Raw genomic sequence first — 21,012 nt, 5'->3', positions numbered from 1 at the left:
TGCTACTTCGCCCGCTTTCGCAGTACCTCGAGCGCCTTGTCGGCGTGCGAGTCCATGCTGATCTCACTGGCGATCACGTCGAGCACCCTGCGATCGGTGTCGATCACGAATGTCGTCCGCTTCACCGGCATGAACTTGCCCAACAGGCCGCGCTTCACCCCGAAGGCCGTCGCAACCGTTGCGTCGGCATCCGAGAGCAGGGGATAGTCGAAGCGCTCCTTCTGGGCGAACTGTGCTTGTTTGTCGACGGCGTCGGTGCTGATCCCGACTCGCTGACCACCCACGGCCGCAAACTCGGCGGCGAGGTCGCGGAAGTGGCAGGCCTCCTTGGTGCAGCCGGACGTCATGGCTGCCGGATAGAAGAACAGCACAACCGGACCCTGGGCCAGAAAGTCGCTGAATCGACGATCGGCACCAGTTTGATCAGGCAGAACAAAGTCATCGACGACGTCCCCGCGTTTCATGCAAGGTCACGCTACGCCGCGGCCGATTTGGCGGATCTGGGAGGATAGCCCGGTGTCGACGAACGTCAGTGTCACCGCCGTGACCACCACCCGCGAGGACTTCACCGTCCTGGCCGCCGAACACCGCGTCGTGCCGGTGGTCCGTAAGGTGCTGGCAGACAGCGAAACTCCGCTGTCTGCATACCGCAAGCTGTCCGCAAACCGTCCCGGCACCTTCCTGCTGGAGTCGGCCGAAAACGGGCGGTCCTGGTCGCGGTGGTCGTTCATCGGTGCTGGGGCACCCTCGGCGCTGACGGTGCGCGAAGGGCAAGCGGTGTGGTTGGGCACGGTCCCGCAGGACGCACCTCGTGGTGGTGACCCGCTGGCCGCGCTCAAAGCGACGCTGGAACTGCTCGAGACGGCCGCGCTGCCGGGATTGCCGCCGTTGTCGGGGGGATGGTCGGCTTTTTCGCCTACGACCTGGTCCGTCGGCTGGAGCGGCTGCCGGATCTGGCCGTCGATGACCTTCAGCTGCCCGACATGCTCATGCTGCTGGCCACCGACTTGGCTGCCGTTGACCATCACGAGGGCACCATCACGCTCATCGCCAACGCCGTGAACTGGAACGGCACCAACGAGCGGGTGGACTGGGCCTACGACGACGCGGTGGCTCGACTCGACGTGATGACCGAAGCACTCAGCCAGCCGCTGGCGTCCACTGTCTCGACGTTCAGCAGACCTGAGCCCACGCACCGCTCCCAGCGCACCGTCGAGGAGTACACCGCGATTGTCGACAAGCTCGTCGGGGACATCGAAGCCGGTGAGGCGTTCCAGGTGGTGCCGTCGCAGCGCTTCGAGATGACTACCCAAGCTGACCCTATTGATGTCTACCGGATGCTGCGGGTGTCCAATCCGAGCCCGTACATGTACCTGCTACACGTACCGGATGACCAAGGCGGAACGGCGTTTTCGATTGTCGGCTCCAGCCCCGAAGCGTTGGTCACGGTCAAGGACGGCTGGGCGCAGACCCACCCGATCGCCGGTACCCGGTGGCGCGGCGACACCGAAGAGGAGGACCAGTTGCTCGCGAAGGAGCTGCTGTCCGACGAGAAGGAGCGCGCCGAGCATCTGATGCTGGTGGACCTGGGTCGCAACGATCTGGGCCGCGTCTGCGTTCCCGGCACGGTCCGTGTGGAGGACTACAGCCACATCGAGCGCTACAGCCACGTCATGCACCTGGTGTCCTCGGTCAGCGGACTGCTGGCCGAGGGGCGCACCGCACTCGACGCGGTGACCGCGTGTTTCCCGGCGGGCACCCTGTCGGGTGCGCCGAAGGTCCGGGCCATGGAGCTCATCGAAGAGGTGGAGAAGACGCGCCGCGGCCTCTACGGCGGTGTGCTCGGCTACCTCGATTTCGCGGGCAACGCCGACTTCGCCATCGCGATTCGCACCGCCCTCATGCGTGACGGCACCGCCTACGTGCAGGCCGGCGGCGGAGTGGTGGCCGACTCGAACGGTCCGTACGAGTACACCGAGTCGGCCAACAAGGCCAAGGCGGTGCTCAACGCGGTGGCCGCCGCCGAGACGTTGCGGGCGCCCTGATGATCCGGGTGGCTCAGCTGCTCATGGTGCTGGCGGCGCTGGCACTCTGGGTGGCATCGAGGCTGCCCTGGGTCGAGATCACGTCGTTCGACGGCCTGGGACAGCCCAAGACCATCACCCTGAACGGTGCCACGTGGTCGGCCGCCCTCACTCCGCTGGCTCTGTTACTCCTCGCCGCGGCGGTGGCGGCGCTGGCGGTTCGGGGCTGGCTGCTGCGGGTGCTGGCCGTCCTGGTCGCCGTCGCGAGTGGGCTCATGGCCTACCTCGCGATCACCCAGTGGGTGGTGCGAGATGTGTCGATGCGGGGCGCCGGTCTCGTGGAGGTGACGGTGGCATCCCTGGTGGGCAGCCAGCGGTTCTACTGGGGAGCGGTGCTGACACTGGTGGCAGCTGTGTGCGCGCTGGTGGGTGCGGTGCTGCTGATCCGCTGCGCAGGAACCGCCAAGGCGAGCGACACCAAATATGCCGCGCCCGCGGCCCGTCGCGCCGCAGTTCAGGACGTCGACGACTCGATGTCCGAGCGCATGATGTGGGACGCCCTCGATGAGGGGCGGGACCCCACCGCAGGATCGGGTCCGGAGAAGGAGGGCCGGTGAACTGTGTGAGCCGTTCAGCGGCTACCCTTGCGGGACAAGTACTTGAGGTATAGAAGGGACCGGCAGGGATGAGTTCGGCGACCGTCCTCGACTCGATCATCGAAGGAGTCCGCGCTGACGTCGCCGCCCGCGAAGCGATCATCAGCCTCTCGGAGGTCAAGGAAGCGGCCAACGCCGCACCCCCTCCGCGCGATGTCATGGCTGCGCTGCGTGAACCCGGCATCGGCGTCATCGCCGAAGTCAAGCGTGCCAGCCCGTCCCGCGGTCAGCTGGCCAACATTGCCGATCCGGCAGATCTGGCCCGCGCCTATCAGAGCGGCGGCGCCCGCATCATCAGCGTGCTGACCGAGGAGCGTCGATTCCACGGATCGCTGGCCGATCTCGACGTGGTGCGTGCCGCCGTCACCATCCCGGTGTTGCGCAAGGACTTCGTGGTACGGCCGTACCAGATTCACGAGGCTCGTGCCCACGGCGCCGACATGCTGCTGCTGATCGTCGCGGCTCTGGAACAGCCCGCCTTGGAGTCGCTGCTGGAACGCACCGAATCGCTCGGTATGACCGCTCTGGTCGAAGTGCACACCGAGGAAGAGGCCAGCCGGGCTCTGCAAGCCGGTGCCAAGGTCATCGGGGTCAATGCCCGCGACCTGAAGACTCTGGAGGTGGACCGCGACTGCTTCGCACGTATCGCGCCCGGTCTGCCCAGTGACGTCATCCGGGTCGCCGAGTCCGGTGTTCGCGGCACCGCCGACCTGTTGGCCTACGCCGGAGCCGGCGCCGACGCGGTGTTGGTGGGCGAAGGCCTGGTAACCAGCGGTGACCCGCGCTCTGCCGTGGCAGACCTGGTGACCGCCGGAGCTCATCCGTCCTGCCCTAAACCCGCTCGCTAGTGCGGCTTATGGCCCGCCCGCGCGAAAACCGATTCTGATGGTGGATTTGTCCAACAACGACTTGCCGCGCATGAGCGCGGCCATCGCCGAGCCCACATCGCATGACCCCGACGCCCGCGGGCACTTCGGACGCTACGGCGGCCGGCTGGTGCCCGAGGCGCTGATGGCTGTCATCGAAGAGGTCACCGCCGCCTATGAGAAGGCGCGCAGCGATCAGACGTTTCTCGACACGCTCGACGACCTCCAGAAGAACTACAGCGGTCGTCCGTCGCCGCTGTACGAGGCCAAACGACTCTCTGAGCATGCCGGTAACGCCCGCCTGTTTCTCAAACGAGAAGACTTGAACCACACCGGTTCTCACAAGATCAACAATGTGCTGGGGCAGGCGTTGCTGGCCAAGCAGATGGGCAAGACCCGGGTCATCGCCGAAACCGGTGCGGGCCAGCACGGGGTTGCCACCGCCACGGCGTGTGCCCTGCTGGACCTCGAGTGTGTCATCTACATGGGTGCCGTCGACACGGCCCGCCAGGCGCTGAACGTGGCGCGGATGCGACTGCTCGGCGCCGAGGTGGTGTCGGTGGAGTCGGGTTCCAAGACGCTCAAAGACGCCATCAACGAGACCTTCCGCGATTGGGTGGCCCACGCCGACAGCACCTATTACGCCTTCGGCACCGCCGCGGGTCCGCACCCGTTCCCACTGATGGTCCGCGATTTCCAGCGGATCATCGGCATGGAAGCCCGCGTGCAGATCCAGGATCAGCTGGGCCGGCTGCCCGACGCGGTCACCGCCTGTATCGGCGGGGGATCGAACGCCATCGGCGTCTTCCACGCCTTCATCGATGACCCGGCTGTCCGGTTGGTGGGTTTCGAGGCCGCCGGCGACGGGGTTCAAACCGGCAGGCATGCGGCCACTTTCACCGGCGGCTCACCCGGTGCCTTCCAGGGATCGTTTTCCTACCTGTTGCAGGACGAGGACGGTCAGACCATCGAATCCCATTCCATCTCAGCAGGTTTGGACTATCCGGGCGTCGGACCCGAGCATGCGCTGCTCAAGGACGTCGGGCGCGCTGAATACCGCCCCGTCACCGACACCGAAGCCATGGATGCGTTCCGGTTGCTGTGCCGTACCGAAGGCATCATCCCGGCCATCGAATCCGCTCACGCTGTCGCCGGTGCACTCAAGTTGGGTATCGAGATGGGGCCCAGCGCGGCCATCATCGTCAACCTCTCCGGACGCGGCGACAAGGACGTGGCCACCGCGGCCAAGTGGTTCGGCCTGCTCGACGACGAGGCGGTGCAGTCATGAGCAAGCTGGGACCGCTGTTCGACAGTTGCCGAGCCGAGGACCGCGCCGCGCTGATCGGATACCTGCCCACCGGCTTTCCCGACGTGCAGACCTCCATCGAGGCCATGACGACACTGGTGGACGCCGGCTGCGATCTCATCGAGGTCGGAATCGCCTACTCCGACCCCGGAATGGACGGCCCCACCATCGCGGTTGCCACCGATATCGCCCTCAAGCGCGGTGTGCGGGTGCGCGACGCATTGAGGGCCGTCGAAGCGATCAGCAACCGCGGTGGTCAGGCGGTGGTGATGTCGTACTGGAACCCGGTACTGCGCTACGGCGTCGACGCCTTCGCCAGGGATCTGGCCGCGGCAGGTGGAGCGGGTGTCATCACGCCGGACCTGATCCCGGACGAGGCCGACGACTGGTTCGTCGCCTCCGACGAACACGGCTTGGATCGGATCTTCCTGGTGGCCCCGTCCTCGACCCCGGAACGGCTGGCGGCGACCGTCGAAGCTTCCCGCGGCTTCGTCTATGCGGCATCGACCATGGGTGTCACCGGTGCGCGGGAGGTGGTGTCCAACGCGGCGCCGGAACTGGTCGCCCGGGTCAAAGCGGTGTCCGACATCCCGGTCGGCGTCGGACTCGGTGTGCGCTCTCGTGAACAAGCTGCCGACATCGCTTCGTACGCAGACGGGGTGATCGTCGGCTCGGCTCTGGTCTCCGCGCTGGAAAGCGGACTGCCCGCCGTGGCAGCCCTGACCGAGGAACTCGCAGCCGGCGTCCGGCAGAAAGTGACTGAGGTTCCTGGGTGAGCACGACGCTTCTGGCCGCCTTCCCCAGCCCGCCACAGGGTGTCTGGCACCTCGGTCCGTTCCCGCTTCGTGCCTATGCGCTGTGCATCATCGTCGGCATCATCGCCGCGCTGATCATCGGTGACCGCCGGTGGGAGGCACGCGGCGGCGAGCGCGGTGTCATCTACGACATCGCCTTGTGGGCGGTGCCGTTCGGCCTGATCGGTGGACGTGTTTACCACGTCCTCACCGACTGGGAGAAGTATTTCGGGCCCGAGGGCGCTGGATTCGGTGCCGCGCTGAAGATCTGGGAGGGCGGCCTCGGCATCTGGGGTGCGGTGGCGCTCGGTGGGGTCGGGGCGTGGATCGGGTGTCGACGCCGGGGGATCCCGCTGCCGGCCTTCGGTGACGCCATTGCTCCCGGCATCGTGCTGGCCCAGGCCATCGGCAGGCTCGGCAACTACTTCAACCAGGAGCTCTACGGCCGGCCCACCGATCTGCCGTGGGGCATGGAGGTCTTCTACCGGGTCGACCCGTCGGGCATCGTCGACGTCAACTCGCTCAACGGTGTGTCCAACGGCGAGGTCGCCTACGTGGTGCACCCGACGTTCCTGTACGAGTTGCTCTGGAACCTGCTGGTTTTCGCCCTGCTGATCTATGTGGACCGGCGCTTCAAGATCGGTCACGGACGACTGTTCGCCCTGTACGTCGCCGGCTACTGCATCGGCCGCTTCGGTGTCGAGCTCATGCGCGACGACTTCGCCACGTTGATCGCGGGCATCCGGATCAACTCGTTCACCGCGACGTTCGTGTTCATCGGCGCCATCGTCTACTTCATCTTGGCGCCCAAGGGCCGCGAAGCTCCGGAGACGCTGCGCGGCAACGCGCCGGAATCCGAGGGTGTGGTCGAGAAGGCGGAGAAGGAAGTCGTGGCTGCGGCTGCGACCACCGGTGCGGTGGCGGCGGCCACGGTGGCGGCCGACGAGGAGAAGACGGCTGACGAGGACCCCGCGAACGCCGAGACCACAGCCCTGATCGAGCAGCTGGACGCCGAGCCGGCGCCGGAACCCGAGCCGGTCGACGAGGACGATCTCCTGACCGCCGAAGTGCCGGCCGACGAGCCCGACCTGGACGAGCCTGAGCTGGACGAGGCCGATCGGGAGGCCGAGGTGACCGCCGGTGGCGACGTCGTGGTCGAGACCGACGCCGAGGCCGAGGAAGCTCAACTGATCGACGAGGATCACGACCCGGTTGACGAAGAGGACCTGGAGAGCCTGGACGAACCCGTTGCCGTCGGCGCGCCGGTGTCCGAGCAGCAGGAAGAGCTCGACGAGCCCGACGCCAAGGTTGAGGTTGATGAGCAGGCCGCCGAGGAGGAAGAGGCTGCCGAAGGCGAGGCGCTGATCGAGGAGCCTGAGGCCGAGGTGACCGCCGGTGGCGACGTCGTGGTCGAGACCGAAGCCGAGGCCGACGCCGAGGCCGAGGAAGCTCAACTGATCGACGAGGATCACGATCCGGTTGACGAAGAGGACCTGGAGAGCCTGGACGAACCCGTTGCCGTCGGCGCGCCGGTGTCCGAGCAGCAGGAAGAGCTCGACGAGCCCGACGCCAAGGTTGAGGTTGATGAGCAGGCCGCCGAGGAGGAAGAGGCTGTCGAAGGCGAGGCGCTGATCGAGGAGCCTGAGGCCGAGGCCGAGGAAGCTCAACTGATCGACGAGGATCACGATCCGGTTGATGCAGACGATCTCGAGAGTTTCGAGGAGCCTGCCGAGGTTGTAGCGCCGGCCTCCGAGCAGCAGGAAGAGCTCGACGAGCCCGACGCTGGCGAGGAAGAGGCCGCCGAAGGCGAGGCGGAGACTGCCGAGGACGACAACCCGTTCGACGAGCCCGAAGAGCAGCCTGCCGAGTCGGCCAGTTCGGCCAGTGACTATGCCGTGGTCACCGAGCCGCAACCGGACCAGCAGCAAGGCTCCCGGCTGAGCCGGCTACTGCGCCGCCGGCGCTAGTTCCGGCCTACCAGCCCATCGATCCGGGCACGCCCTTGAACGGGCCCGTCACCGAACTGGTGATCCAGCCCCCGTAGAACCCGCCGGGTTGGGGCCGCACGGTCTCGCCGTCGACAGTGCACCGATCCACCGCCGCCGCCATCACCGCGACGGCATTCGCGATCGTCTCGAACCCCGGCTTCGGCCGCGGGTAGGTCCAGGCTGCCCGTTCCGCCGTCCGCGTGGGTGTTACCAGGTCGAAGTAGCCGGCCTGGCCCTTCCACTCACACCACGACGACCCCGAGGTCGGCCGCAGAACACCGTCGGCGAAGCTGTCGCGCGGCAGATAGTAGGTCGGCGGATGGCTGGTCTCGAGCACCCGCCATGCCTGCCCGGTGGCGGCGATGACGCGACCGCCCAGCTCCACCGTGATGGCGACGGACACCTCCTCGACCCGCGGTGGTCTGGGATAGTCCCAGACCGACTCCTGACGGGGGCCGGGGACGTCGGGAACCGGGCGCATGGCTCCAGGGTAGGGAAACCCGGAAAGCTCACGGTGGAAAGCCCGAAACACTGGCGCGGTCGCGGAATCGGGGTTCGGTGATCTGGCATCCTTGGCGGTATGACGGACCCTCAGTTCGGACCGAATCCCGGCAACAGCACCCCGCCGCCGCCACCCAACTCCGGCTACCCGCCGCCACCCCCACCGGACTACGGGCAGTACAGCGCAGGGCAGTACCCGCCGCCCCCGCCGCCCGGGATGTACTACGACCCGTCGGCCCCGTACGGCCGGCACCCGTTCACCGGGGAGCCCTTCTCGGAGAAGTCGAAACTGATCGGCGGGTTGCTGCAGCTGCTCGGACTGTTCGGGCTCGTCGGCATCGGCCGCATGTACCTCGGCTATATCGGCCTCGGCGTGGTCCAGCTGATCGTCGGTCTGTTGACCTGTGGCATCGGTGCCGTCATCTGGGGCATCGTGGATGCGGTGCTGATTCTCACCGACAAGGTGCGCGACCCGCAGGGCCGCCCGCTGCGTGATGGAACCTGATCGGGCGTCGCCACCCGCACGCCGCACCGGCCTGTACACCGCGGTCGGTACCGGTGTCGTGTTGGCCGGGGGACTGGCGTACGTCGGGTTGGTCGACCCGCACCGGCCCGGCTCGCTGTTCCCACCGTGCCCGTTCTATGCGCTGACCGGCTGGTATTGCCCGGGCTGCGGTGGGCTGCGGATGACGCATGACCTGCTGCACGGTGATCTTGCCGCAGCCGTGGCGGACAACGCCTTCGCCCTCATCGGACTGCCGCTGCTGCTGACCTGGGTGGTGTTGCGCCGCCGCCAGCACAAGCGGGTGTGGCCGCTGGCTGCGGTCATCACCATCGCGGTGGCCACCGTGGCGTGGACCGTGGCCCGCAACCTCCCCGGCTTTCCGCTGGTCCCGACGCTTCTCGACAGGTAGTTCGGCAACAGCGCTGTTACACTCGGCAACCGGTGACGCATTCGTTTCGAGACGGTGCCCAACCGATGTCGGGCCGGTGCAGTCCCGGGTTTCACACGTCAGACTGCGGCCCAGCCTGAGATCCGAATGCCGTTGGTGCACAAGATCTCTCACTCCCGCAGTTCCGACTGCGGAGGTACATGGATGCTGTTCTCGGCTACGCCGCAAGCACAAGGTCTCTACGACCCCGAGCAGGAACGTGACTCCTGCGGTGTCGCTATGGTCGCCGACATCTTGGGCCGGCGATCGCATTCGATCGTCGCCGACGGCCTGATCGCCCTGGAACACCTGGAACACCGGGGCGCGGCAGGTGCAGAGCCCAACAGCGGTGACGGCGCAGGCATCCTGCTGCAGATGCCGGTCGACCTGCTGCGAGACGTGGTGGACTTCGAACTGCCCGCTCCCGCGGCCGACGGTGCCAACACCTTCGCCGCCGGAATCTGCTTCCTGCCGCAGGATCCGCAGGCGCGCGAAGCCGCTCGCGCCCGGGTCGAGGAGATCGCCGCCGACGAGGGTGTCGAAGTCCTGGGTTGGCGCACGGTTCCGGTGGATCCGGTAGGCGCCGAAGTGGGGGAGACCGCACTGGGCTGCATGCCGCACATGGCGCAGCTGTTCGTCGCGGCCCCCGCCGCTGCCGACGGCACCCGGCTCTCCGGTCTGGACCTCGACCGCCGGGTGTTCCCGCTGCGCAAGCGGGCCGGCCACATGACCTCGGAGATCAAGTCCACCGGCAGCGGCGTCTACTTCGTGTCGCTGTCCAGTCGCACCATCACCTACAAGGGCATGCTCACCACGATGCAGCTCCCGAAGTACTTCGAGGATCTGCGTGACGAACGCTGCACCAGCGCCATCGCGATCGTGCACAGCCGCTTTTCCACCAACACGTTCCCGTCCTGGCCGCTGGCGCACCCGTTCCGTTTTGTGGCGCACAACGGCGAGATCAACACGGTGCGCGGCAACCGCAACCGTATGCACGCCCGCGAAGCCATGCTCGCCAGCGAGCTGATCGGCGGCGATATGGCCCGGCTGTCCCCGATCTGCACACCGGAGTCATCGGACTCCGCGTCCTTCGACCAGACGCTGGAGTTGCTGCACCTGGGCGGGCGCAGCTTGCCGCACGCGGTGATGATGATGATCCCGGAGGCCTGGGAGAACAACGCCGACCTCAGCCCGCAGCGCCGCGCTTTCTGCCAGTTCCACGCCTCGATCATGGAACCCTGGGACGGCCCGGCGTGCGTCACCTTCACCGACGGCACCGTGGTGGGTGCGGTGCTCGATCGCAACGGCCTGCGTCCCGGCCGCTGGTGGCGCACGATCGACGACCGCATCATCCTGGCCAGCGAGAGCGGTGTGCTCGACGTGCCCTCGGCGGAAGTGGTGGCCAAGGGCCGTCTCGAGCCGGGCAAGATGTTCCTGGTCGACACCGCGCAGGGCCGCATCATCTCCGATGAGGAGATCAAGGATCAGCTGGCCGAGGAGCATCCCTACGGCGAGTGGTTGCATGCCGGGCTACTCGATCTCAAGACGCTGCCCGAACGCACGCGGGTGGCGCCCAACCACGAGTCGGTGGTGCGCCGCCAGATCTCCTTCGGCTACACCGAGGAAGATCTGCGCATCCTGATCACCCCCATGGCGGCATCCGGGGAGAACCGCTGGGCTCCATGGGCACTGATACCCCGGCGGCGGTGCTGTCGCAGCGGTCCAGGCTGTTCTACGACTACTTCGTGGAACTCTTTGCGCAGGTGACCAATCCGCCGCTGGATGCCATCCGCGAGGAGATCGTCACCTCGATGGCGCGGGTGATGGGACCGGAGCAGAACCTGCTGGAACCGTCGGCGGCGTCGTGTCGTCAGATCCTGTTGCCGTGGCCGGTGCTGGACAACGACGAGCTCAACAAGATCGTCCACATCAACGACGACGGTGAACATCCGGGATTGAAGACCACGGTGCTGCGCGGTCTGTACGACGTGGAGCGCGGCGGCGAGGGGCTGGCCGACGCCATCGAGGACCTGCGGTTGCGCGCCAGCGAAGCGATTGCCAAAGGTGCACGCACACTGGTGATCTCCGACCGCGACTCCGACCACACCCGTGCCCCCATCCCGTCGCTGTTGGCGGTCTCGGCGGTGCACCACCATCTGGTGCGCACCAAGGAGCGCACCAAGGTGGCGCTGGTGGTGGAAAGCGGCGACGCCCGCGAGGTGCACCACATCGCGCTGCTCATCGGCTTCGGCGCCGCCGCGGTCAACCCGTATCTGGCGTTCGAGTCCATCGAGGATCTGATCCGCGAGGGTGAGCTCACGGGCATCGAAACCGCCACCGCGGTACGCAATTACCTCAAAGCGCTGACCAAGGGCGTGATGAAGGTGATGAGCAAGATGGGGATCTCGACCGTCGCCTCGTACACCGGGGCGCAGGCGTTCGAGGCCATCGGCCTGGACCGTGACGTGGTGGCCGAGTACCTGACGGGCACGGTGAGCCAACTCGGAGGCGTCGGCCTCGACGTCCTTGCCGAGGAGGTCAGATTCCGGCACCGGCGTGCCTACCCGGAGAACCCGACCGAACGAGCACACCGGCGGCTGTCGGTGGGTGGGGAATACCAGTTCCGCCGAGACGGTGAACTGCACCTGTTCACTCCCGAAACAGTGTTCCTGCTGCAGCATGCGACCCGCACGGGCCGCCACGAGGTGTTCGCCAAGTACACCGAGGAGGTCGACCGACTGGCCCGCGAGGGTGGTGCGCTGCGTGGACTGTTCACCTTCAAGGAGGGGCTGCGACCGCCGGTGCCGCTCAGTGAGGTCGAGTCGGTCGAAGCCATCTGCACCAGGTTCAACACCGGGGCGATGAGTTACGGGTCCATCTCGGCCGAAGCCCACGAGACCATGGCCATCGCGATGAACAAGCTGGGCGGTCGCTCCAACAGTGGCGAAGGCGGTGAGGACGTAGATCGGCTCTACGACCCGCAGCGGCGCAGTGCCGTCAAGCAGGTGGCCTCCGGTCGCTTCGGTGTCACCAGTGACTACCTGGTGAACGCCTCCGATATCCAGATCAAGATGGCCCAGGGCGCCAAACCCGGTGAAGGTGGCCAGCTTCCGGGCTACAAGGTGTACCCGAACATCGCCAAGACCCGGCATTCCACGCCGGGTGTGGGGTTGATATCGCCGCCGCCGCACCACGACATCTACTCCATCGAGGACCTGGCGCAGCTGATCCACGACCTGAAGAACGCCAACGACCAGGCGCGCATCCACGTCAAGCTGGTCAGTTCCGTCGGTGTCGGCACGGTCGCCACCGGTGTGTCGAAAGCCCACGCCGATGTCGTGCTGATCTCCGGCTATGACGGCGGCACCGGCGCGGCGCCGTTGACCAGCCTCAAGCACGCCGGCGCGCCGTGGGAGATCGGTCTGGCCGACACCCAGCAGACCCTGGTGCTCAACGGGCTGCGGGACCGCATCACCGTGCAGTGTGACGGCGGTATGCGCACCGCGCGCGACGTCGTCGTGGCGATGCTGTTGGGCGCCGAGGAGTTCGGCTTCGCGACCGCACCGCTGATCGTGTCGGGCTGCATCATGATGCGGGTATGCCACCTCGACACCTGCCCGGTCGGAGTGGCGACGCAGAATCCCGAGTTGCGGGCCCGCTTCAACGGCAAACCGGAGTTCGTGGAGAATTTCTTCCGCTTCATCGCCGAGGACATCCGGAAATACTTGGCGCAGTTGGGTTTCCGCACCATCGACGAGGCTGTCGGGCACGCCGAGGTGCTCGACACCGACGCCGGGGTGGCGCACTGGAAGAGCAAGGGCCTCGACCTGCGCCCCATCTTCGCGGTGCCCGAGAACGGCCAGGGGCAGCGGCGCAGAGTGCGGCACCAGGATCACGGGCTCGAGTACGCCCTGGACCAGACGCTGGTGGCACTCGCCGAAGGCGCGTTGGAGGACGCGCACCCGGTGGTGCTGGAACTGCCGGTGCGTAACGTCAACCGGACGGTGGGCACCCTGCTGGGCTCCGAGGTCACCCGCCGCTACGGGGCCACCGGCCTGCCCGCCGACACCATCACGGTGAAGCTGACCGGATCCGCAGGGCAGTCCGTAGGTGCGTTCCTGCCGCCCGGTATCACCATCGACCTGGTGGGTGACGCCAACGACTATGTGGGCAAAGGCCTGTCGGGTGGGAAGATCGTGGTCCGCCCGCCCGATGACGTGCTCTTCCTGCCGGAGGACAACGTGATCGCCGGCAACACACTGATGTACGGGGCCACTTCCGGCGAGGTGTACCTGCGGGGTCGAGTCGGCGAGCGGTTCGCCGCGCGGAACTCGGGGGCGTTGGCGGTCACCGAAGGTGTGGGTGACCACGCGTGCGAGTACATGACCGGCGGCCGCGTGGTGGTGCTCGGACCCACCGGGCGCAACATCGCGGCGGGGATGTCCGGTGGCATCGCCTACGTGCTGGGACTGAGCCGGGCCAAGGTCAACACCGCCATGGTGGAGTTGCAACGGCCCGACTCCGAGGACCTGTTGTGGCTGCGTGAGGTCATCGCCTGCCACGCAAAGTACACCGGCAGTACCGTGGCCACCTCGGTGCTGGCCGACTGGCCCAGGCGCAGCGCACAATTCACCAAGATCATGCCCACCGACTACCAGCGGGTGCTGCAAGCCACCCGGATGGCCAAGGCCGAGGGGCGTGACGTCGATACCGCGATCATGGAGGCGACACGTGGCTGACCCACAGGGATTTCTGCAGGTTCCCAAGGTCGAGGCCGCCAAACGACCGGTCGACGAGCGGGTGGGCGACTGGCGCGAGGTCTACGAAGCGCAGGATCCGCACCAGCGCGCGGCGGAGGTGAGCCAGCAGGCCCGTCGTTGCATGGACTGCGGAATTCCGTTCTGTCACTCCGGAACCGCGGGCTGTCCGCTGGGCAATCTGATCCCGGAGTGGAACGACCTGGTGCGCCGCGGCCGCTGGGATGCCGCCTCGGACCGGTTGCACGCCACCAACAATTTCCCGGAGTTCACCGGTCGCTTGTGTCCGGCGCCGTGCGAGGCGGCCTGTGTGCTGTCCATCTCGGAGCCGCAGACCGGTGGCAGTGTCACGATCAAGCGCATCGAACAGTCCATCGCCGACCAGGCATGGATGGACGGCACCGTCGAACCGCAGCCCGCGGCCATTGCCACCGGCAAGAGCGTCGCCGTCGTGGGCTCCGGTCCCGCGGGGTTGGCCGCAGCGCAACAGCTCACGCGGGCCGGCCACCATGTCACCGTCTACGAGCGTGATGACCGCCTCGGTGGACTGCTGCGCTACGGCATCCCGGAGTACAAGCTGGAGAAGGCGACGCTGAATCAGCGGTTGACCCAGATGCGCGCCGAGGGCACCCGCTTCGTCACCGACTGTGAGGTCGGCGTCGACCTGTCCGTCGAGGAGCTGCGCAACAGGTTCGACGCGGTGGTACTGGCCGTCGGCGCGCTGCGAGGTCGCGACAGCGACGTCGAGGGGCGCCACCTGAGCGGGGTGCACCTGGCCATGGAGCACCTTGTGCCCGCCAACAAAGAGTGCGAGGGCGACGGCCCGTCGCCCATCTCCGCGGCGGGTAAACACGTGGTCATCATCGGGGGCGGTGACACCGGAGCGGACTGCCTGGGCACCGCTCACCGTCAGGGTGCGGCGTCGGTGACGCAGCTCGACTACAACCCCGAGCCACCCGAACTGCGCGATGACAGCCGGTCGCCGTGGCCGACCTGGCCCATGGTGCTGCGGACCTCGCCCGCCCACGCCGAGGGCGGCCTGCGTCGCTACGAGGTGGCCGTGCAGCGCTTCGTCGGTGACGCCGACGGCAACCTGGTCGCCATCGAGATCGCCGAGGTGAAGGTGACCCGCGACGCCGACGGCAGACGCAATATCTCGCCGGTCGGTGAACCGTTGACCCTGCCGTGTGATCTGGCCCTGCTGGCCATCGGTTTCGAGGGCGTCGAACACATGCCGCTGCTGGACGGACTCGGTCTCGAGCTCAACCGGCGGGGCGCCCTGCCGTGCGGCTCGGACTGGCAGACGGACTCGCCCGGCGTGTTCGTGTGTGGTGATGCACACCGCGGCGCCTCGCTGGTGGTGTGGGCCATCGCCGAGGGGCGGGCCGCCGCGCATGCAGTTGACGTCTTTTTGATGGGCGAGTCGGACCTGCCCGAACCGGTTCGACCGTCGGCATTGCCGCTGGCTGTCGTTTGATGGCTGCCAGGTGTGCACCAGGTGACGGCTTCGTCAACACATCTGTATCGGTCGAGATGGGTCCTGACTGCGACTATGCTGAGTCGTCGTGACTAGACGCGGGAAGATTGTTTGTACTCTTGGACCAGCCGTTGGCACTGATGAACAGGTCAAGGCTCTGGTCGAAGCCGGCATGGATGTCGCACGGCTGAACTTCAGCCACGGTGAGCACAGCGACCACGAAGCCAACTACAAGCGTGTGCGTACCGCCTCGGATGCCACCGGACGCGCCGTGGGCATTCTCGCCGACCTGCAGGGCCCCAAGATCCGCCTCGGCCGCTTCAACACCGGCGCCACGCTCTGGGCCACGGGGGAGACGGTCCGCATCACCGTCGAGGACGTCCTGGGCGTCCACGACCGCGTGTCCACCACCTACAAGCAACTCGCTCATGACGCCGCGCCCGGCGACCGGCTCCTGGTCGACGACGGCAACGTCGGATTGACCGTCGAGAGCGTCGAGGGTGACGACGTGGTGTGCAAGGTCACCGAGGGTGGCCGGGTGAGCAACAACAAGGGCCTGTCCCTGCCGGGCATGAACGTCTCGGTGCCCGCCCTGTCGGAGAAGGACATCGCCGACCTGGAGTTCGCGCTGAAACTCGGCGTCGACTTCATCGCGCTGTCGTTTGTCCGTTCGCCGGCCGACATCGAGCTGGTGCACGAGGTGATGGACCGGGTCGGCCGTCGGGTCCCCGTCATCGCGAAGTTGGAAAAGCCGGAGGCCATCGACAATCTCGAGGCCATCGTGCTGGCCTTCGACGCCATCATGGTCGCCCGCGGTGATCTCGGCGTCGAGCTGCCGCTCGAAGAGGTGCCGCTGGTGCAGAAGCGGGCCATCCAGATGGCCCGCGAGAACGCCAAGCCTGTCATCGTCGCCACTCAGATGCTGGAGTCGATGATCGAGCACTCCCGGCCCACCCGGGCCGAGGCGTCCGACGTGGCCAACGCGGTTCTCGACGGCGCCGATGCCGTGATGCTGTCCGGTGAGACCTCGGTGGGCAAGTACCCGCTGGAAGCCGTGCGCACCATGGCCCGCATCGTGTCGGCGGTCGAGGAGAACTCCACCGCCGCACCACCGTTGACCCACGTGCCCCGCACCAAGCGCGGCGTCATCTCCTATGCCGCACGCGATATCGGCGAGCGTCTGGACGCCAAGGCGCTGGTCGCCTTCACACAGTCCGGGGACACCGTGCGCCGTCTGGCCCGGCTGCACACCCCGTTGCCGCTGCTGGCGTTCACGGCGCTGCCCGAGGTCCGCAGTCAGCTCGCGCTGACCTGGGGCACCGAGACGTTCATCGTGCCGAAGATGGACACCACGGACACCATGATCCGCCAGGTCGACAAATCACTGCTGGCGCTCGGCCGCTACAAGCGTGGTGATCTGGTGGTCATCGTCGCGGGTGCCCCTCCGGGCACGGTGGGCTCGACCAACCTGATCCACGTGCACCGGATAGGCGAGGACGACCACTGAGTTCGGACCGCTCGGATTTCCACGAGCTGCTCGACGTCTTGGATCTCCGTGCCACCGGCGAAGACTCCTTCCTCGGCTCTCATCCCAGCAAGAACCCGATCCGCACGTTCGGCGGACAGATGATGGCGCAGGCATTTGTGGCAGCCAGCCGCACAGTGCCGCATCAGCTGCCGCCGAACGCGCTGTCGGCGCACTTCATCGCCGGTGGTGATCCCACCAAGGATCTGGAGTTCACAGTCGTGCGGCTGCGCGACGAGCGGCGGTTCGCCAACCGCCGGGTGGATGTCACCCAGGACGGCACCCTGCTGACGACGGCGTTCGTGTCCTTTCTGGCCGGCGGTCGCAGTCTGGAGCACAGCGTCGAGATGCCGGATGTGGCTGCGCCACATGATCTTCCGAAGATCACCGATCTGCTGGTCGGCTACGAGGAGACGGTGCCGCTGTTCGTGGAGGCGCTCAAGCCCATCGAGTGGCGCTACACCAACGATCCGGCCTGGGTGATGCGCACCAAGGGTGGGCGGTTGCCGCACAACAGGGTCTGGATGAAGACCGAGAGGCCGATGCCCGAGGATCCGGTGCTGCATCACGCCGCGCTGGTGTATTCGTCGGACACCACGGTTCTCGACTCGATCATCACCACCCACGGATTGTCGTGGGGTTTCGACCGGATCTTTGCCGTGACCATCAACCACTCGGTGTGGTTCCACCGGCCCGTGGTGTTCGACGACTGGTTGCTCTATTCGACGTCGTCGCCGGTGGCCTCGGATTCCCGCGGCCTGGGAACCGGCCATTTCTTCGACACGGCGGGCAACATCGTCGCCACCGTGGTGCAGGAAGGCATCATCAAGCACTTTCCTGCCAGGAAGTGAACCCAACCTGCCCGAGTGGGCAGTTTCCGGTCAACCCAGCACGCGGCGGCGTCGGGCGGTCGTAGGTTCGAGCCATGTCGACCTTTCCCGGCCTGGCTCACGTCGCAGTCACGGTGTCCGACCTCGCCGCCAGCACCCAGTGGTACTCGAAGCTCTTCGGGACCGACCCCGTGCTCGACGAGGACGAGGAATCGGGCACATTCCACCACACTGTCTTCGCCCTGGCCGACGGCATGCTGTTCGGCCTGCACACCCACACCGGATCCAAGGCCGACAGTCCCTTCGATGAGAGGCGAGCCGGGTTGGACCACATCGCCTTCGGCTGCACTCAGGACCAACTCATCGGCTGGCGCGACAAACTGGACGCACTGGGTGTTGCCCACGGCGGCATCAAGAACGGCCACTACGGTTCGGGCATCTCGTTCCGCGATCCGGACAACATCGCGTTGGAGTTCTTCGCTCCACCGGCGTGACCCGCGGGTTCGTCCGGCCTGGCGGTCACACCGTGATGCGTGGCCACCGGTCCAGGTGCGGCACTGTGGCATCGGCCCGCAACCGCTGCAGCAGCAGCCGCAACGGCGGCCAGCCGCCACGGCCTCGACGCGTCACCGCGTAGGCCGTCATCACCACGTCGGGGTCGGTCAGCGGAAGCACCGTGATGCCGGGCCGCGGTCGTCGGCCGGCGGGCAGTAGTCCCACTCCGTAGCCGTCGAGGATCAGGTCCTCCACCAGATCCAGGGTGTCGATCTGGTGGGTGATCATGGGGGTGAACCCGGCCAACGAGGCCAGCGTCCGGACCACAACCTCGTCAGCGGTGTTGCGGGAGTTGACAATCCACTGACGGCCGGCATAGGCGGCCAGGTCGCCGGAGTGGTCGGGCTCTGCGGCGGGGACCGCCAGACCCCACGGAGCCGACCACAGCGGTACCGTCTCCAGGACGGCATTCACGGTCGCTGGTGCCAGGTTGTAGTCGTAGGTGATCGCCAGATCCAGGTCGTCGTCGACCAGCAAGCGGAACGCCTCCAGTGGTTCGAATTCGTTGATCGCCACATCGACGTCGGGGTGACTGTCGCGCAGTGCGGCCAGCACCGGCATCAGCGACACACGGATGCCGGTGGCAAACCCGCCCACCCGGACGGTGCCCGCGGGTTCGGCGTCCGGATCGAGGTCGAGCCGGGCCGATTCGAGGGCTGCCAGGATGGTGACGGCATGATCGGCCAGCCGTACTCCGGCGGGGGTCAGCCGGACGTTGCGCCCGTCGGGCTCGATCAGCGCCGTTCCCACGTGCTTGGACAGTGCCGCGATCTGTTGGGAGACCGTCGAAGTCGTCAGGTGATGGGTGTCGGCCACCGCCCGCATCGAGCCCTGCTGGGCCAACGCGAGCAGCAGTTCCAGGCGCCGGGGATCCATGCCCTGAATTGTTCATCAATCACGAACGGTATGTCCACGAATATCACGTGGACATGAACGGTTCTGTCGTTCTTCAATGTCTGCGTGACTACCGACCAGGCCCGCAGCGGCACCTTCATGGCGCTGGGCTCCATGGCGTTCGTCCAGCTGGGCCTGGCAGTCTCGGTGATGCTGATCGACCGTGTGGGCGCAGAGGGTGCGGCCTGGCTCCGGCTGGCCTGGGCGGGCATCCTCATGGTGGTCCTCGTCCGTCCGAAGCGCAGTGCCTTCACCCGCCGCTCCTTCGGCTACAGCGTGCTCCTCGGTGTCGTCACCGCACTGGTGACCCTGCTGTTCATGGCCGCCATCGCCCGGATTCCGCTCGGTACTGCCAGCGCCCTGGAATTCCTCGGCCCCTCGGTGTTGCGGTGGCCACGGCGGGAGGCGGTCGTCGGATGTTGTGGCCGGGGCTGGCGGCCGTCGGGGTGCTGCTGTTGACGCAACCTTGGTCGGGCCAGGTGGATCTGGTGGGTGTGCTGTTCGCTCTCGGTGCCGCACTGTGCTGGGCCGGCTACATCCTGCTGACGCAGCGGGTGGGTGATCAGGTCAGTGGCGTCAACGCGCTGGCGGTGTCGATGCCCACGGCGGGCATTGTCGCGACGCTGATAGCCGGTCCCATGGCGTACGACCGAATCACTCCTGACCTCATCCTGATCGGGCTGGGTCTGGCCGTGCTGCTGCCGGTCATCCCGTTCACGTTGGAGTTCTTCGCCCTGCGCAGGCTCACCACCTCGGCCTTCGGCACGTTGATGAGCCTGGAACCTGCCTTCGCCCTGTTGATCGGGTTGGTGATCCTGCACCAGGTGCCGGGGCCCGCTGCGATCATCGGGATCGCCTTCGTGGTGATCGCCGGTATCGGTGCCTCACGTGCGGGCGCCAGGCCCGTTGTCGCCGCGGAGCCGGTGCATACCACCTGAGCGGTCAGTCCCCGGCGGGGGAGCGATCCTCGAACGTCACCTCAACGCGTTGAAAGCCCTTGGCCTGCTGTGCTTTTGCCTGGCCTTCGTACATCTTGCGGTCCGCCGCGGTCAACTCCACGTCATCGGTGAACGGCGTCAACAGGGCACGGGGATGCAGGCGGTCGACCCGCACCACGTTCACCTCGGCACAGATCAGCAGCACCGTCGAGATCAGGTACAGGAACGCGATGAGCCCCAGCACCACCGCGAATACGCTGTTGGTGACGCTGGCCGAGGCCACCACGTGCTGGACGTAGCTGGCGCCGAACCACTGCAGCAGCTGCCAGACCACGGCGGCGGCCAGCGCGCCGGGCAGCACGTCCCGCACGGTCAACGACCGCGTGGTGGTCACCCGGAACGCCACCACCAGCACGCCGGTGTTCAACGCCAGCGCCGCCAGCACCACCGCGACCGCGCCGAGCGGGCCCAGGAATCGACCCACCGCGACCAGCGCCGTGGTGGCCACCAATGCGGTGCCGAGCACCAACAGCAACAGCAGGCTGCGCAACCGGGACCGGATCGGGTCCGGCCGCAGGTTCTTCGGAACCGCCCAGATGTTCTCCATAGCGTTCTGCAGCGCCTGGCCGACGTTCAGGCCACCGTAGAGAGCGACGGCGATGCCGATGACGACGCCGGCGGTGCCGCCGCTGAGCCGGCTCGGTTCGCTGAGCTGGTCCCCGATGAGCGGGAACTGGGACAGCGCCGAGTTGTAGATGTCCTCGCGCCATTCGGGTCGCCCCGCCAGCACCACGCCCAGCACCGTGGTGAGCAGCAGCAGCAACGGAAACAGTGAGATGAACGCGTAGTAGGTCAGCAGCGCCGCGAGGTATCCGGCCTGGTCATCGACGTATTTGTAGATGACGGCAATCACGAACCCGGCCGCCGGGCTACGTTGCTGCAGCCTGTCCAGCCAGTTCACCATGGCTG

At 67.0% G+C, this 21,012-nt stretch carries 15 protein-coding genes and 3 pseudogenes; 14 read left to right on the top strand and 4 right to left on the bottom strand.

All coding sequences use genetic code 11. The features are described from left to right. Positions 1-2: 2 nt before the first annotated feature. Positions 3-464, bottom strand: a complete 462-nt coding sequence (locus BVC93_RS27885) for a peroxiredoxin (protein WP_083740236.1) — start codon at positions 462-464, stop codon at positions 3-5. On the opposite strand from BVC93_RS27885, the pseudogene BVC93_RS27880 reads away from it, so the two are divergent. The 6 genes and pseudogenes from BVC93_RS27880 to lgt all read left to right on the top strand — a co-directional run bounded on the left by BVC93_RS27880 (position 463) and on the right by lgt (position 7,613). Then, positions 463-2,045, top strand: a pseudogene (locus BVC93_RS27880) (anthranilate synthase component I). The gene BVC93_RS27885 and the pseudogene BVC93_RS27880 overlap by 2 nt on opposite strands. Continuing rightward, positions 2,045-2,641, top strand: coding sequence for a TIGR02234 family membrane protein (locus BVC93_RS27875; RefSeq protein ID WP_083740235.1), 597 nt, complete (start codon positions 2,045-2,047; stop codon positions 2,639-2,641). Before BVC93_RS27880 ends, BVC93_RS27875 begins: the two are co-directional and overlap by 1 nt. Before the next feature lie 68 nt (positions 2,642-2,709). Continuing rightward, positions 2,710-3,528 (top strand): indole-3-glycerol phosphate synthase TrpC, encoded by an 819-nt coding sequence (trpC, locus tag BVC93_RS27870; protein WP_083740234.1) that lies wholly within the window; start codon positions 2,710-2,712, stop codon positions 3,526-3,528. Positions 3,529-3,565: 37 nt separating this feature from the next. After that, positions 3,566-4,834 carry a tryptophan synthase subunit beta gene (trpB, locus tag BVC93_RS27865; RefSeq protein ID WP_083740233.1) on the top strand — a complete coding sequence of 423 codons (1,269 nt, stop codon included), beginning with the start codon at positions 3,566-3,568 and terminating at the stop codon, positions 4,832-4,834. Then, positions 4,831-5,628, top strand: a complete 798-nt coding sequence (gene trpA, locus BVC93_RS27860; RefSeq protein ID WP_083740232.1) for a tryptophan synthase subunit alpha — start codon at positions 4,831-4,833, stop codon at positions 5,626-5,628. The genes trpB and trpA overlap by 4 nt, the downstream gene beginning before the upstream one ends. Continuing rightward, positions 5,625-7,613 (top strand): prolipoprotein diacylglyceryl transferase, encoded by a 1,989-nt coding sequence (lgt, locus tag BVC93_RS27855; RefSeq protein ID WP_083740231.1) that lies wholly within the window; start codon positions 5,625-5,627, stop codon positions 7,611-7,613. The genes trpA and lgt overlap by 4 nt, the downstream gene beginning before the upstream one ends. Before the next feature lie 7 nt (positions 7,614-7,620). Here lgt and BVC93_RS27850 read toward each other — a convergent pair whose 3' ends face one another. Next, the gene (locus tag BVC93_RS27850) at positions 7,621-8,115 is read right to left on the bottom strand and encodes a DUF427 domain-containing protein (protein ID WP_083740230.1); all 495 of its coding nucleotides are present in this window, start codon (positions 8,113-8,115) and stop codon (positions 7,621-7,623) included. A 99-nt stretch (positions 8,116-8,214) separates the two neighbouring features. Here BVC93_RS27850 and BVC93_RS27845 point away from each other — a divergent pair, with 99 nt between their 5' ends. The 7 genes and pseudogenes from BVC93_RS27845 to BVC93_RS27815 all read left to right on the top strand — a co-directional run bounded on the left by BVC93_RS27845 (position 8,215) and on the right by BVC93_RS27815 (position 18,150). Then, positions 8,215-8,640 (top strand): NINE protein, encoded by a 426-nt coding sequence (locus BVC93_RS27845; RefSeq protein WP_083740229.1) that lies wholly within the window; start codon positions 8,215-8,217, stop codon positions 8,638-8,640. Then, positions 8,630-9,049 carry a DUF2752 domain-containing protein gene (locus BVC93_RS27840; RefSeq protein WP_083740228.1) on the top strand — a complete coding sequence of 140 codons (420 nt, stop codon included), beginning with the start codon at positions 8,630-8,632 and terminating at the stop codon, positions 9,047-9,049. The genes BVC93_RS27845 and BVC93_RS27840 overlap by 11 nt, the downstream gene beginning before the upstream one ends. 183 nt (positions 9,050-9,232) lie before the next feature. Continuing rightward, positions 9,233-13,806 (top strand): annotated as a pseudogene (gltB, locus tag BVC93_RS27835) (glutamate synthase large subunit). Further along, entirely contained in the window at positions 13,799-15,301 is a 1,503-nt protein-coding gene (locus BVC93_RS27830) for a glutamate synthase subunit beta (RefSeq protein WP_083740227.1), read from the top strand. The pseudogene gltB and the gene BVC93_RS27830 overlap by 8 nt, the downstream one beginning before the upstream one ends. An 88-nt stretch (positions 15,302-15,389) precedes the next feature. Then, positions 15,390-16,808 carry a pyruvate kinase gene (gene pyk / locus BVC93_RS27825; RefSeq protein WP_083740226.1) on the top strand — a complete coding sequence of 473 codons (1,419 nt, stop codon included), beginning with the start codon at positions 15,390-15,392 and terminating at the stop codon, positions 16,806-16,808. Between the two features lie 38 nt (positions 16,809-16,846). Beyond that, positions 16,847-17,677 (top strand): acyl-CoA thioesterase II, encoded by an 831-nt coding sequence (locus BVC93_RS27820; RefSeq protein WP_335583106.1) that lies wholly within the window; start codon positions 16,847-16,849, stop codon positions 17,675-17,677. A 74-nt stretch (positions 17,678-17,751) separates the two neighbouring features. Beyond that, entirely contained in the window at positions 17,752-18,150 is a 399-nt protein-coding gene (locus BVC93_RS27815) for a VOC family protein (protein WP_083740224.1), read from the top strand. Between the two features lie 25 nt (positions 18,151-18,175). Here BVC93_RS27815 and BVC93_RS27810 read toward each other — a convergent pair whose 3' ends face one another. Then, positions 18,176-19,087: a LysR family transcriptional regulator gene (locus BVC93_RS27810; protein ID WP_083740223.1), complete on the bottom strand. Its 912-nt coding sequence runs from the start codon at positions 19,085-19,087 to the stop codon at positions 18,176-18,178. A 117-nt stretch (positions 19,088-19,204) separates the two neighbouring features. Between BVC93_RS27810 and BVC93_RS27805 the strand changes: the two are divergent. Beyond that, positions 19,205-20,043 (top strand): annotated as a pseudogene (locus BVC93_RS27805) (EamA family transporter). 4 nt (positions 20,044-20,047) lie between these two features. Here the strand turns inward: BVC93_RS27805 and BVC93_RS27800 are convergent. Continuing rightward, positions 20,048-21,007: a YihY/virulence factor BrkB family protein gene (locus tag BVC93_RS27800; RefSeq protein WP_083740222.1), complete on the bottom strand. Its 960-nt coding sequence runs from the start codon at positions 21,005-21,007 to the stop codon at positions 20,048-20,050. Positions 21,008-21,012: the final 5 nt, after the last annotated feature.

The organism is Mycobacterium sp. MS1601 (assembly GCF_001984215.1).
GTDB lineage: Bacteria > Actinomycetota > Actinomycetes > Mycobacteriales > Mycobacteriaceae > Mycobacterium.
The sequence above is the reverse complement of the archived record's forward strand: the minus strand, read 5'-3'. Positions and strand labels throughout refer to the sequence as shown.

Excerpts from the sequence above, each read along its gene's own strand:
- BVC93_RS27810 (WP_083740223.1), bottom strand. The coding sequence starts at position 19,087 with ATGGATCCCCGGCGCCTGGAACTGCTGCTCGCGTTGGCCCAGCAGGGC.
- BVC93_RS27850 (WP_083740230.1), bottom strand. The coding sequence starts at position 8,115 with ATGCGCCCGGTTCCCGACGTCCCCGGCCCCCGTCAGGAGTCGGTCTGG.
- BVC93_RS27845 (WP_083740229.1), top strand. The coding sequence starts at position 8,215 with ATGACGGACCCTCAGTTCGGACCGAATCCCGGCAACAGCACCCCGCCG.
- trpB (WP_083740233.1), top strand. The coding sequence starts at position 3,566 with ATGGTGGATTTGTCCAACAACGACTTGCCGCGCATGAGCGCGGCCATC.
- trpA (WP_083740232.1), top strand. The coding sequence starts at position 4,831 with ATGAGCAAGCTGGGACCGCTGTTCGACAGTTGCCGAGCCGAGGACCGC.
- trpC (WP_083740234.1), top strand. The coding sequence starts at position 2,710 with ATGAGTTCGGCGACCGTCCTCGACTCGATCATCGAAGGAGTCCGCGCT.
- BVC93_RS27815 (WP_083740224.1), top strand. The coding sequence starts at position 17,752 with ATGTCGACCTTTCCCGGCCTGGCTCACGTCGCAGTCACGGTGTCCGAC.
- BVC93_RS27875 (WP_083740235.1), top strand. The coding sequence starts at position 2,045 with ATGATCCGGGTGGCTCAGCTGCTCATGGTGCTGGCGGCGCTGGCACTC.
- BVC93_RS27840 (WP_083740228.1), top strand. The coding sequence starts at position 8,630 with ATGGAACCTGATCGGGCGTCGCCACCCGCACGCCGCACCGGCCTGTAC.
- BVC93_RS27885 (WP_083740236.1), bottom strand. The coding sequence starts at position 464 with ATGAAACGCGGGGACGTCGTCGATGACTTTGTTCTGCCTGATCAAACT.
- BVC93_RS27800 (WP_083740222.1), bottom strand. The coding sequence starts at position 21,007 with ATGGTGAACTGGCTGGACAGGCTGCAGCAACGTAGCCCGGCGGCCGGG.